11 protein-coding genes are annotated in these 12,659 nt (G+C 62.1%); 9 read left to right on the top strand and 2 right to left on the bottom strand.

The features are described from left to right. Nucleotides 1-2 precede the first annotated feature (2 nt). From mmsB to EV379_RS13870, 9 genes are all read left to right on the top strand, one after another. Entirely contained in the window at nt 3-1,244 is a 1,242-nt protein-coding gene (mmsB, locus tag EV379_RS13910) for a multiple monosaccharide ABC transporter permease (protein WP_130506664.1), read from the top strand. A 318-nt stretch (nt 1,245-1,562) separates the two neighbouring features. Next, nucleotides 1,563-2,783, top strand: a complete 1,221-nt coding sequence (locus EV379_RS13905; protein ID WP_130506663.1) for a type IV toxin-antitoxin system AbiEi family antitoxin domain-containing protein — start codon at nt 1,563-1,565, stop codon at nt 2,781-2,783. A 409-nt stretch (nt 2,784-3,192) separates the two neighbouring features. Beyond that, on the top strand, nt 3,193-3,426 hold the full coding sequence (nrdH, locus tag EV379_RS13900; protein ID WP_055837997.1) for a glutaredoxin-like protein NrdH: 234 nt from the start codon (nt 3,193-3,195) through the stop codon (nt 3,424-3,426). 130 nt (nt 3,427-3,556) lie between these two features. Beyond that, nucleotides 3,557-3,976: a class Ib ribonucleoside-diphosphate reductase assembly flavoprotein NrdI gene (gene nrdI / locus EV379_RS13895; protein WP_130506662.1), complete on the top strand. Its 420-nt coding sequence runs from the start codon at nt 3,557-3,559 to the stop codon at nt 3,974-3,976. Further along, nucleotides 3,976-6,102, top strand: a complete 2,127-nt coding sequence (gene nrdE / locus EV379_RS13890) for a class 1b ribonucleoside-diphosphate reductase subunit alpha (protein WP_130506661.1) — start codon at nt 3,976-3,978, stop codon at nt 6,100-6,102. The genes nrdI and nrdE overlap by 1 nt, the downstream gene beginning before the upstream one ends. Before the next feature lie 50 nt (nt 6,103-6,152). Then, on the top strand, nt 6,153-7,172 hold the full coding sequence (gene nrdF / locus EV379_RS13885; RefSeq protein WP_130506660.1) for a class 1b ribonucleoside-diphosphate reductase subunit beta: 1,020 nt from the start codon (nt 6,153-6,155) through the stop codon (nt 7,170-7,172). A gap of 148 nt (nt 7,173-7,320) precedes the next feature. After that, nucleotides 7,321-7,605, top strand: a complete 285-nt coding sequence (locus EV379_RS13880; RefSeq protein WP_130506659.1) for a toll/interleukin-1 receptor domain-containing protein — start codon at nt 7,321-7,323, stop codon at nt 7,603-7,605. A gap of 257 nt (nt 7,606-7,862) precedes the next feature. Beyond that, a complete protein-coding gene (locus tag EV379_RS13875; RefSeq protein WP_130506658.1) occupies nt 7,863-8,936 on the top strand; it encodes a hypothetical protein in 1,074 nt (357 codons plus the stop codon). Between the two features lie 759 nt (nt 8,937-9,695). Next, complete coding sequence (locus EV379_RS13870; RefSeq protein WP_130506657.1) at nt 9,696-10,751, top strand: DUF4236 domain-containing protein; 1,056 nt, start codon at nt 9,696-9,698, stop codon at nt 10,749-10,751. A 346-nt stretch (nt 10,752-11,097) separates the two neighbouring features. On the opposite strand, the gene EV379_RS13865 is transcribed toward EV379_RS13870, so the two are convergent. Further along, on the bottom strand, nt 11,098-11,286 hold the full coding sequence (locus EV379_RS13865) for a hypothetical protein (RefSeq protein ID WP_130506656.1): 189 nt from the start codon (nt 11,284-11,286) through the stop codon (nt 11,098-11,100). A 215-nt stretch (nt 11,287-11,501) separates the two neighbouring features. Beyond that, nucleotides 11,502-12,155 carry a signal peptidase I gene (lepB, locus tag EV379_RS13860; protein ID WP_278044052.1) on the bottom strand — a complete coding sequence of 218 codons (654 nt, stop codon included), beginning with the start codon at nt 12,153-12,155 and terminating at the stop codon, nt 11,502-11,504. Between the last annotated feature and the right edge of the window lie 504 nt (nt 12,156-12,659).

Raw genomic sequence — 12,659 nt, 5'->3', positions numbered from 1 at the left:
ACATGACAAAACTTGAAAACCGGCCGACGGACAATACCGCGGTCGGCTCACAGATCAATCCGTCGGACAACAAGTTCACGCGCTGGCTCAGCCACGTTCTGGCCGACCTCGGCAAGAACGGCATCTTCCTCGCCCTCATCGCCGTGGTCGTGCTGTTCACCGTGCTGACCGACGGCATCCTGCTTCGCCCGCAGAACATCTCCAACCTGATCGTGCAGAACGGCTACATCCTCGTTCTCGCGATCGGCATGGTGATGGTCATCATCGCCGGCCACATCGACCTCTCGGTCGGTTCCGTCGCCGCCTTCGTCGGGGCCTGCTCCGGTGTGTTCGCGGTGACATGGGGGCTGCCGTGGTGGCTCTCGATCATCCTCTCGCTGCTGATCGGTGCCCTGGTCGGTGTCTGGCAGGGCTTCTGGATCGCCTACGTCGGCATCCCAGCGTTCATCGTGACGCTGGCCGGCATGTTGATCTTCCGCGGTCTCGCCCTCGTCGTGCTCGGCAACGCCAACATCGGTTCGTTCCCGGCCGAGTACCGCGCCCTCGGCAACGGCTTCCTCACGAATGTGTTCGGGGAGTTCCCGCTCGATCCGCTGACCATCGGCGTCGGTGTGATTGCGATCGCCGCGTTGATCCTGCAGCAGGTGCGCACCCGCGTCGGTCGTCAGAAGTACGGCCAGGAGGTGGAGCCGCTCAGCTGGTTCATCACCAAGCTCGTGCTCATCGCGGCCGTCATCGGCGCATTCGCCTGGGCCCTCGCCAGCTACAAGGGCATCCCGATCACGCTCATCGTGCTCGCCGTCCTCGTGCTCATCTACGGCGTGATCATGAACCGCAGCGTCTTCGGCCGCCACATCTACGCCATCGGTGGCAACCGTCACGCCGCTGAGCTCTCCGGTGTCAAGGCGCGTCGCGTCGACTTCCTGCTGTTCGTCAACATGGGTGTGCTCGCCGCTCTCGCCGGCCTGATCTTCACCGCCCGCCTCAACCTGGCCGGCCCGAAGGCCGGTGACGGCTTCGAGCTCGAGGCCATCTCCGCCGCCTTCATCGGTGGCGCGGCGGTACAGGGTGGTGTCGGTACGATCGCCGGCGCGATCATCGGTGGTCTGATCATCGGTGTGCTGAACAACGGTATGTCGATCATGGGCATCGGCATCGAGTGGCAGCAGGCCGTCAAGGGTCTCGTGCTGCTGCTGGCCGTCGCCTTCGATGTGTACAACAAGCGCCGCGCCGGGGGGAACTAGCCGACGCGTCTCACGCAACAAGGGCCCCGGCATCCGCTTTTCGGATGCCGGGGCCCTGTGTGTGTGCACTACCCAGCCCCAGCGGCGCAACTGCCGCATCGACACGTCGCGACGCGCCCTGTCGGCTGCGGCCCGCGATACTCGCGCGGGCCCGGTGTATTCGCCGGGCCCGCGCGATTTCGGCGGGCCGCGACGGTGCGGCGTGCGGTGGGGCCGACAAGATGTTCCAGGTTCGGTGCCCACGCTACGCTGCTCCGAAGCGGTGACCGAGGAATGCGTCCGGGCGCGAGTCCTCCCCAACTCGGCCCACGGCGGCGGTTGTCCACAGGCGACGACGCGACGGATGCCGTCGCACCCACCGTGCGGCAGGCTGCCGGCATGATCGATACGCTCGAGCTCCTCAGCGCCCTCGATGGCGGACTCATCTCGGTGGTGATGCTGCGCGATGCCGGCGTCTCGAGCCGGTGGCTGGAGCGCCTCGTCGCCACCGGGGTCCTTACGCGCGTGCGCCGGGGAGCATTCGTGCTGACGTCGGTGTGGCGGACGATGTGGCCGAACGAGCGGTACCGACTCTTCGTGCGGGCGACGGTTGCCTCCTCGCCGCGAGCGCTCGTCGTGTCGCATCTCTCGGCTGCCGTCATGCACGGCCTGCCGCTGGTGGGCGAGTGGCCGCAGACCCTGCACGTGCTGGACGCGGGCGCTGGCGGAGGAGCCTCATCACGGCTGATGACGAGTCATCGTTCCGTTCCTGAATCCGACACGGTGCTCATCGACGGCGTGCGGGTGACAGCGCTCGCGCGCACGCTCGCGGACATCGCTATCGCCGAGACACTCGAACGGTCCGTGCCTGCGCTGGACGCCGGGCTGCATTCCGCCCGAGTGGCCGCGAACACGGTTGCGCGGTTGCGCGGCGTGCCGTGGGGGAGTGAAGAGATGGCGGCGTTAGCCCAGCTGGCGGAGCACGGCTTGAGGGAGCAGCTGAGCGAGGAGCTGGAGCTCCTGGCGCCCCGGCGGTGGCGCCTGCGCGCCGAGCGAGCGATCGGATTCGCGAATGGGCTGGCCGACGGAGCGGGGGAGAGTCTGAGCCGGGTGCGCTTCGTGGAGCTCGGATTCGAGATCCCAGAGCTCCAAGTCCGCTTCGACGGCGCGGATGGCCGTGACGCCTTCGTGGACTGCTTCTGGCGCGGCGTGCGCAAGGGCGGTGAATTCGATGGGAATCACAAGTACATGCGGGGTGTGATTCTCAAGCCGGGGCAAGACCCGGGTGAGATCGTCTTCGCCGAGAAGCGCCGCGAGGACGCGCTGCGCACGCAGCTCAACTCGATGGCGCGCTGGGTATGGGACGAGGTGCTGCCAGCGCGAACGTTCTTCCGTTTTCTGACGGAACACGACGTGCCTCGTGCTCAGGTGCGGGCCCAGATGCCGCGGCGCACCCCATCGCGTCCGAGCGTGCCGGCTTCCGCCATCTCGCTGCGGCCAGCCACGCCGCTCCAGCCCGTTCCGGAGTCGGGGCCCGCGAAAGCCGCAGGGGCCCGGTAAATGCACCGGGCCCGTGCGCTATCTCCGGGCCGCGAGCGCGAGCGCGAGATCACGCCGCCGCCCCGTCCGCCGCGCCCGCAGCCGCGCGAAAACGGGTGTCGGAGGGTGCTGGCAGAGTGTCCATAGCAGCACACGATCCCGTGGTCAACGACATCGGAACGCGACACGCCGGTGAGCTTTCCACAGGCAAACAGTTTCCCGAATGGGGGGCTGTGGATAAGCCTCGGCCGAGGCGCGGAAACAGGCCGAACACGCGCGCTCAGCCTGTTGAGAACCGGTGAGTAACCGGTGGATAACTACATAAATGTAACTACATCATCTAGTGGCTGTTCCCATCGGCGAGCACTAGATGTAGTATTGAGGTGTCGGCAAAACAGCGCGGACTTCGTACAAAACTAAGGGGAAATCGATGACTGTAACGGTCTACACCAAGCCTTCGTGCGTGCAGTGCACGGCGACGTATCGCGCCCTCGACAAGCAGGGTATCGAGTACGAGGTTCTGGACCTGTCGGTCGACGAGAATGCGCTCGCCGCCGTCAAGGAGTTGGGCTATCTGCAGGCGCCCGTCGTGATCACCGACGAAGACCACTGGTCGGGCTTCCGCCCCGACAAGATTTCGGAGCTCGCCTCGCGCCTCGCGTAGGTCTCGACTCCGAGAAACCGCCGCTTTGCGGCATCCGGGCAGCCCGGCACTGAGCAGCGTCTCGGTGCGTGGGGCACGCCCAAACCACAGCGAACACAACCCATTCGGCCTACCGAGAGGGGATGATCCCATGGCCAACCTGGTCTACTTCTCCAGCGTTTCGGGCAACACGCACCGATTCATGCAGAAGCTCGGCCTCCCGGCCGATCGGATCCCGCTGTACCCCAGCGATGCACCGTTGCAGGCCACGGAACCTTACGTTCTCGTCATTCCCACCTACGGGGGCGGCGACGGCAAGGGTGCCGTGCCCAAGCAGGTCATCCGGTTTCTCAATGACGAGAACAACCGGATGCTGTTGCGCGGCGTCATCGCGGCAGGAAACACCAACTTCGGCACGGCCTATGGCCTGGCCGGAGACATCATTGCGGCCAAGTGCAACGTGCCGCAGTTGTACAGATTTGAAGTATTCGGAACACCGGACGATGTGAACATCGTCCACGAAGGATTGGACTCGTTTTGGTCGGAACAACTGGCGACAGCGTCTCATTGATGGAAGCACCCCGCACGGGCATGGATTATCACTCGCTCAACGCGATGCTGAACCTCTACGGCCCGAACGGCGAGATCCAGTTCGACAAGGACCGTGAGGCGGCGCGCGAGTACTTCCTGCAGCACGTCAACCAGAACACGGTCTTCTTCCACTCGCTCAAGGAGCGCCTCGACTACCTGGTCGAGAAGGAGTACTACGAGAAGGACGTGCTCGACGCGTACTCCTTCGAGTTCATCACCACGCTCAATGACCTCGCCTACTCGAAGAAGTTCCGCTTCGACACGTTCCTCGGCGCGTTCAAGTACTACACCAGCTACACGCTGAAGACCTTCGACGGCAAGCGCTACCTCGAGCGTTTCGAAGACCGCGTCGTGATGACGGCGCTCGGTCTGGCCGCCGGCGACGAGAAGCTCGCCGTCAACCTCGTCGAGGAGATCCTCGCTGGCCGCTTCCAGCCGGCCACCCCCACCTTCCTCAACTCGGGCAAGGCCCAGCGCGGCGAGCTCGTCTCCTGCTTCCTGCTGCGCATCGAAGACAACATGGAGTCGATCTCGCGCGGCATCAACTCCTCGCTGCAGCTCTCCAAGCGCGGCGGCGGCGTGGCCCTGCTGCTCTCCAACATTCGCGAGGCCGGCGCCCCGATCAAGCAGATCGAGAACCAGTCCTCCGGCATCATCCCTGTCATGAAGCTGCTCGAAGACAGCTTCAGCTACGCCAACCAGCTCGGTGCCCGCCAGGGTGCCGGTGCCGTCTACCTGCAGGCGCACCACCCCGACATCATGCGCTTCCTCGACACCAAGCGTGAGAACGCCGACGAGAAGGTGCGCATCAAGACCCTCTCGCTCGGTGTCGTCGTTCCAGACATCACCTTCGAGCTGGCCAAGAACGACGAGGACATGTACCTCTTCTCCCCGTACGACGTCGAGCGCGTCTACGGTGTGCCGTTCGCCGACATCTCCGTCAGCGAGAAGTACCGCGAGATGGTTGACAACCCCGCCATCAAGAAGTCCAAGATCAAGGCCCGCGAGTTCTTCCAGACCCTCGCCGAGATCCAGTTCGAGTCCGGCTACCCGTACATCATGTACGAGGACACCGTGAACGCTGCGAACCCCATCAAGGGCCGCATCAACATGTCGAACCTCTGCTCCGAGATCCTCCAGGTCAACACGCCGACGACGTACAACGAGGACCTCTCGTACGACAAGATCGGCAAGGACATCAGCTGCAACCTCGGTTCGCTGAACATCGCCCTCGCCATGGACTCGCCCGACTTCGCCAAGACGATCGACACCGCCATCCGCGGCCTCACCTCGGTCTCGAACCAGAGCCACATCAGCTCGGTGCGCTCGATCGAGGACGGCAACGACAAGTCGCACGCCATCGGCCTCGGCCAGATGAACCTGCACGGCTACCTCGCCCGTGAGCGCATCTACTACGGCAGCGAGGAGGGCATCGACTTCACGAACATCTACTTCTACACGGTGCTGTTCAACGCCCTGAAGTCCTCCAACGCCATCGCGATCGAGCGCGGCGAGACCTTCGACGGCTTCGAGGACTCCAAGTACGCGAGCGGTGAGTTCTTCGACAAGTACACGGATGCCGCCTGGGTGCCCGCCACGGAGCGTGTCGCAGAGCTGTTCGCCAACTCGGCGGTCGAGATCCCGACGCAGGAAGACTGGCTGGAGCTCAAGGCCTCCATCCAGAAGCACGGCATCTACAACCAGAACCTGCAGGCCGTGCCGCCGACCGGCTCGATCAGCTACATCAACAACTCGACGGCATCCATCCACCCGATCGCCTCGAAGATCGAGATCCGCAAGGAAGGCAAGCTCGGCCGCGTCTACTTCCCGGCGCCGTTCATGACGAACGACAACCTGGACTACTACCAGGACGCCTACGAGATCGGTGCCGAAAAGGTTATCGACACGTACGCCGCGGCGACGCAGCACGTGGACCAGGGCCTCTCGCTGACGCTGTTCTTCAAGGACACCGCCACCACGCGCGACATCAACAAGACGCAGATCTACGCGTGGCGCAAGGGCATCAAGACGATCTACTACATCCGTCTGCGCCAGATGGCGCTCGAGGGCACCGAGGTCGAGGGCTGCGTCAGCTGCGCGCTGTAAGCGCGACGAACGCCCTCCGACCGGCATCCTCGAATCTCTAAGGAATCACAATGACTCTCACCGACCAGGTCAACTCGGCCCAGAACGATCCCGCCCACCAGGGCAAGATCAAGCTGGTCAGCCACGTCAATGCCATCAACTGGAACAAGATCCAGGATGAGAAGGACGTCGAGGTCTGGAACCGCCTCGTCAACAACTTCTGGCTGCCGGAGAAGGTGCCGCTGTCCAACGACATCCAGTCGTGGGCGACGCTCACCCCCGAGGAACAGCTGATGACGATGCGCGTGTTCACGGGTCTGACCCTGCTCGACACGATCCAGGGCACCGTCGGCGCCGTGTCGTTGATCCCGGATGCCATCACTCCCCACGAGGAGGCCGTCTACACGAACATCGCGTTCATGGAGTCGGTGCACGCCAAGAGCTACTCCTCGATTTTCTCGACGCTGTGCTCCACCAAGGAGATCGACGAGGCGTTCCGCTGGTCCACCGAGAATCAGAACCTTCAGAAGAAGGCCGCGATCATCATGGACTACTACCAGGGCGACGACCCCCTGAAGCGCAAGGTGGCCTCCACCCTGCTCGAGTCGTTCCTGTTCTACTCCGGCTTCTACCTGCCGATGTACTGGTCCAGCCGCGCCAAGCTCACCAACACGGCCGACCTCATCCGCCTCATCATCCGCGACGAGGCCGTGCACGGTTACTACATCGGCTACAAGTTCCAGAAGGGTCTCGAGAACGAGACCGAGGAGCGCCGCCAGGAGCTGAAGGACTACACCTTCAACCTCATGTACGAGCTCTACGAGAACGAGGTGCAGTACACGCAGGACCTCTACGACGGAGTCGGCCTCACCGAGGACGTCAAGAAGTTCCTGCATTACAACGCCAACAAGGCGCTGATGAACCTCGGCTACGAGCCGATGTTCCCGAAGACGGTCACCGACGTAAACCCGGCCATCCTCTCGGCGCTCTCCCCGAACGCCGACGAGAACCACGACTTCTTCTCGGGCTCCGGCTCGAGCTACGTCATCGGCAAGGCCGTTGTCACGGAAGACGAGGACTGGGACTTCTAGTCACCGTGTGACGCGTCAAACTAGCTGGCAATTTGTTGAAACTAGTTGTCACGGATTCAGACAACTTGGCCACGGTTACAACTAGTTTGACGCGAATCATCGGTACTAGAACAGCTGGTCGCCTGCGCGACCTTGTGGCCCCGTACGCGTGGTTGCCGAGTCCCGGACACAGCCGCACGACGTCTTCCTCTGCCGCGCCTGGCCCGACCGCCAAGCCGACGCAAGGGATGTCTACGACTTACTCATCGGCGTCGACGTATCGGTCTGGTTCATCGAGGTCGCGCTGAGGCCCGGCACCGACATGCGCGTAGCCATCGACAAGGGTCTCGTTGGTTCGCGCATCGGCGGCGTGAAGTCGTCCGGTGTCGGTCGTGAACTCGGTGAGTACGGCATGGCTGAGTTTGTGAACCGGAAGCTCATCCGGCGGCCGTGACGCCGACCGAGCGTGGCAGCGATATCGCAGATAGCCCGATGGTGGGCCGGTACTCGGGGTAAGCGAGCGCGGGTGTGACGGTCAACGCCGCCGCACCCCGCGCTTGTTCTTGCGCTCGGCGAGCTGCGGGGCTGTCGCGTCGACGAGTGTTCCGTCGGGGGAAACCACGGCGTACTGCTTCGCACTAGCCACACACGCAAAAGGCCTGCAGTCCGGGTGAAGCATCCAATGTCTGTGGCCTGCGCCATGATCGAAGAATGAGCACAGAGCACATCATGATTGTTCTATGGGTATGGGGGGTTGTTGGCCTGCTTGTGGCTGGCGCCGCTTGGCTCAGCAGCGTCATGATCACCTATTCCATGAGCGATTCCGGCTACAAAGCGAGCCGCTTAGAGCGCAAATTCGCCAAGCTCCCAGGTTGGATCCGGCGGATCCCAACTCGCTCGCTCCCTGAGTCGCCAATGATCGGGAGGAGCTGGGATCAGTTTTTCGGGGGACACGAGGTGGAGCTACGCCTGGCGCACAAGGGCCACCAAGGCCTGTCCGCGCTGCCAGCGATTCTTGCATGGCTAACGTTCCTGCTCGGAGTCTTGCAACTCGTCGTGATATCCGTGGCCTTCTTCTTCGGTCGGCCAGACCACTGGCTTCTTCTCTCAGTGGCTTTCAGCATCGCCGCTTTGGGACTGCTCGCACTCGACCTATTCCTCCAGCGCAAGCGGTGGAACTCTCGAGCTCCGTTCGAATGGCGATTTGCAGCTGCAGCGGTACTCGTGGCAAATCAGCAACGCGACGAAGAAGGACCGGGCTTAGGAATGGATCATGCGCGAAAGCGGCTTGCAGGGCTCGAGCTGTTGGAGCATGTTCTCGCCGACCGCATCCAACGTCCGGAGTCGCGCTCCGCGCATGTGGCGGCAACGAAATGGGAGCACCGAACCCGCCCACTATCCGATGCGCTGGCGTCGGCACGTTTGTCATCGATCCCTTCCGGGTTACCCCGCACCACCGCGTGGATCGAGAGCGCCGCGCACGCAATCGTCGTCCCAGTTACTCGCGCCTCGATGTGGAGCCGACTCGCGCTCGACGAGGATCCGTCAGCGCGAGCGATTAGGAATCAGAAGACTCCTGCAGATCGCGCGGCCGTATGGTTCCTCTACTTATCGTTCGGTATTGCCGCTGGCCTCGGACTGATGTTCTACGCGACATTGGTTCTGAACGGAGAAGTCGCGGCGTTGGAATTCGAGGCCATCGCCCCGTGGCTCAATAGTTTCGTGGGCGTTGCGACAGTTGTTGGTGTCGTCATCTCCGCTCGGCATCAGATAAGACGCAACTGAGCGCCGATCAGCAGCCCGAATTCTCTTTGTCTGAGGCCGCGCCTTCGTCGGCCCTTCCTGCGGGGCGTTAGCGAGAACCGCGGGGCACTTTGGCTTCGGGGTGTCGCCCCGATCCAGCTGTCCACTAACGCGCTGGGCGGGACAAGCCTTGTGACTCGGGAAGCACTGGTGTTCAGGCATGACGTTGATCCACACGATCACCACGCCCCCTTAGGGTTTCGGCGACAGCGCCTCCCCGGTGAGGATCGGGTCATCGCTGAGTCCAAAGGACATCGAGCATCCGTCATCAATCTCGTGACTCGGCGCTCGAGTGGACGGACGTATTGGGCGATCCGAGAGTTTTTCGGAGGGGGCTTTGAACACGCCGACGCCGTAGTTCTCCTAGATGGTCAGTTTTCCGTGGGATCTGAGGCGCTCCCGGCGGGCACGGTGCTCCGTCCGGCCGCGCTCCCTGACGTCGTATCGTCATCTGGCGGGTTGATTGCGCTGCTCCGGTTGGCTTCGTCGTGATGCGTGACGGCCGGCACGGGCGGGGCATCCTTTGGCAGCAGTCGGCCTACATGCGAATCCGCTTCGATTTCAACGCGATTCAGTAGATTGCATGAGCAGATAGTTCGTCTTGGCCCGCTACCCGTCGATAGCTGTCGAATGGACTGAGCTTCGACTCTGGCGTCGGTTCGACCAACGTTCCCAAACGGGGGCTCGGCAGGGACGTGGGCTTACGCAAGACTGGTCTATTCGGTCAATCATCGGGGGAGTATGGGTTTCTATGCCCGGAAGAGCATCAAAGCGGGCCCGTTCAGGTTCAATCTGAGCAAATCAGGGCTCGGTGTGAGTGCTGGCGTACCAGGTTTCCGTGTAGGGGCTGGACCGCGTGGCAACTACGTGCACCTTGGCGCCGGCGGTGTGTATTACCGGACCACCCTGGGCCCTGGCGGCGCTGGAAGTAGGCGCGTTTCCGAGGCACCCGCCGACTTTCGTGGCAGTACCCTGCTCCTTGAAGACGTGACCGGTGCCTCCGTGCAAGACTTGGCGCCGACCGGTGGCGGCGACGTCGTTGAACAGCTGAACCTCGCCGCGTCTCGCGCAAGTCTTGGCTGGCCAGTTTTGATCGCCGTCTTCCTGATCGGTGCGATCACCATGCCTTTCGGGCTAGCAGTGTGGGCGCTTGGAGTGCCGCTCGTGTGGTGGCTTTTCCTGCGAGACCGCGCTCGACGTACTGTCGTAGTCTTCTACGACGTAAATGATCGAGATGCGGAGTGGTTTGAGGCGATGACAGCCTCAGCGGGGAACCTCTCGACTGCGCAAGGGATCTGGAGAGTCCTCGAGTCCGGGCAGATCTCAACGACACATCAACACAAGACGAATGCGGGCGCCGGCAGCCTCGTTGGCCGTACCCCCGCAAAGGTCCACTTCAAGGGCCCTAAACAACTTGCGACCAACGTTGTCGTCCCCACTATTGAGGCGGGCAAGACAAGCCTGCATTTTCTCCCGGATCGGGTTCTCGTTCGAGAGAACAAGAAGTTCACGGACATCGCCTACAGCGAGCTTCTGAGTTCGGCTTCAGATCGCCGGTTCATCGAGAGTCCCGGAAAGGTCCCGAGTGACGCTCGCCTCGTAGGCGAGACGTGGCAGTACGTGAACGTCAAGGGAGGCCCGGACCGGCGTTACGCCAACAATCCTCGCCTGCCGATCATGCTCTACAGCGAAATTCTCTTGCGAAGCCGGTCTGGTTTCAACTGGGAGCTTCAAGTCTCGATTGTGCCCCAGGGAAACCACTTCGCGCAGATGCTGGACTACCGGCGCACGATGTAGTGGCTGGATTGCGCGTCGCCGCCGACGGCGACGCGAGCATGCTCGAAGTTATTTGCTAGAGCAATCGCCAAATTGCCGGGCGGAACTAGTCACGTCAACGGAGGAAGATGTCTGAGACTTTTGCACTGGCACGGTTGGTCTGCCATGACAGCGATGACCCAAATTTTTGGAAGAAAACTCCCAGACCAGAGTTTGAAATCAGATGGAACGGATGGATCGAGACCAGCCGTATCAGCTGACGAGCACTGAATTCGGTGCGAGGTCGATCTCAGTTTTGGTGACTAGAGCCCGGTGCTCAAGACCATGCTCATGAGCCTCCTGGCGCTTGAGCATTTCAACTCGACGCCTAGAACGAAGAGATGGTGACGAGCGAGTTCTGTCCCTTGTAGAACGTGAACGTGAGCTGTCCGGAGTAGCCACCTAGGTTGCACGTCTTCGTGGCGTTGTACCCCATGGTGCCGCTGCAGTTGGTGGCTCCGGTGACGCCCTTGTTCACCGTGTACTGAGCGGAGCCGGAGGAGACGTTCGAGGACACGGTCTTCAGAGTGATGGAAGTCTGAGAGACGTTGGAGCGGGTGTCGCGGCACACCTCCTGAACGGCGGAACACGAGGCAACCCGCGTCCCGATCTCGGCGGCCTGTGCGGCTGCCGGAGCGGCGACTACTGCGAGGGACGCAAGCGCGATTCCCAGTGGACACCTCCTAGGGGGTACCGCAGCTTGCATCATCTGTGCCGTCGGCACAGGCATGACTAGTCAACGCCGGCGAACACCGCAGGGTAGTCGTCAAGCAACGCCCAATGGTCCATCGGCCAGGACACCACGACGGCACGCCCAACCACGCTGTCGAGTTTCACGAAACCCTTTCCGGGTTGTGACTGCTGCTTGGACGAGTCTTTCGAGTTGAACCGGTTGTCGCCCATGACCCAGAGGCTGTCCGCGGGAACGACCACATCGAACAGGAGTGATGCGGAGTTGATGTCAGTTTCCGAGTGGACGATGTATGGCTCGTTGATTGGCTGCCCATTGATTTCCAAATTGCCCAGTGCATCGCAACACACCACGTTGTCTCCTGGCAGCCCTATCACCCGTTTGATGAGGTGCTCATCAGTGTCTTCTCCACCTCCAACGAGGGACAGAAGTGCGCGTGAGGATTGTCCCCAGAAGCTCTGCTCGGGTGCACTGGGTGGCGGCAGCCATCCTCCTGGATCCTTGAAGACCACGATGTCACCCCGCTGTAGCGGAAAGACCTGTGGCTGAAGCTGGTTCACAAGAATTCTGTCGTTCACCTGCAGTGTGTTCTCCATTGAACCCGAGGGTATGTAGAACGACCTGACGATGAATGTTCTCACCAAGAACGACACCGTGATGGCTATCACGACGATGACAAGCAGATCACGTATCAACGTCCCGGCACGGGAGCGTTTCGATCGCCTAGGGCGCTGAACAACATCATGCGTGGTCGTCAAGAGTTCAGCTTTCGGGGAGGATGTCGGTTTCGGAGACAAACCAGGCGAGAACAATCGTGCGCGTTTCTGTTCTCAACTGGATTGTGGCGGTCGAAAAGACCAGCGCCATTCCGCATCTCTGCTTCGCCGTCCACCCGTTCCCCCATCCCGGGAGCTTAGTGACGCCAGGCAAGGCATTACGGTTCCCTCGGCGCTTCTCTCGTCAGTGCCGCACGAAAATTGAGGAATGCCCCGCGAACTCGATTTCCATGCGTTCCCGCGATGCGGCCGTGGAGCACCGCGCAATTTGTTCAGCATTATGAGCATGCAACGTATGTCGTACTCCCGGAGACGTTCGTGCCCGCTCCGGAGCCAGCAGTTGCCAGCAAGACGGTGCTCGAGTAGGCGCGTATGCTGCCACTCGTGCGCGAGTTAGCCATCGAGCGGACGGGGCTGCCGAGT

Origin of the sequence: Microterricola gilva (genome assembly GCF_004217495.1) — a bacterium.
Lineage (GTDB): Bacteria > Actinomycetota > Actinomycetes > Actinomycetales > Microbacteriaceae > Microterricola > Microterricola gilva.
This window is presented reverse-complemented; position numbering and strand designations above follow the sequence as displayed.

Coding starts and splice junctions, on each gene's coding strand:
- mmsB (WP_130506664.1), top strand. CDS start 3: ATGACAAAACTTGAAAACCGGCCGACGGACAATACCGCGGTCGGCTCA.
- nrdH (WP_055837997.1), top strand. CDS start 3,193: ATGACTGTAACGGTCTACACCAAGCCTTCGTGCGTGCAGTGCACGGCG.
- nrdI (WP_130506662.1), top strand. CDS start 3,557: ATGGCCAACCTGGTCTACTTCTCCAGCGTTTCGGGCAACACGCACCGA.
- nrdE (WP_130506661.1), top strand. CDS start 3,976: ATGGAAGCACCCCGCACGGGCATGGATTATCACTCGCTCAACGCGATG.
- nrdF (WP_130506660.1), top strand. CDS start 6,153: ATGACTCTCACCGACCAGGTCAACTCGGCCCAGAACGATCCCGCCCAC.
- EV379_RS13875 (WP_130506658.1), top strand. CDS start 7,863: ATGAGCACAGAGCACATCATGATTGTTCTATGGGTATGGGGGGTTGTT.
- EV379_RS13870 (WP_130506657.1), top strand. CDS start 9,696: ATGGGTTTCTATGCCCGGAAGAGCATCAAAGCGGGCCCGTTCAGGTTC.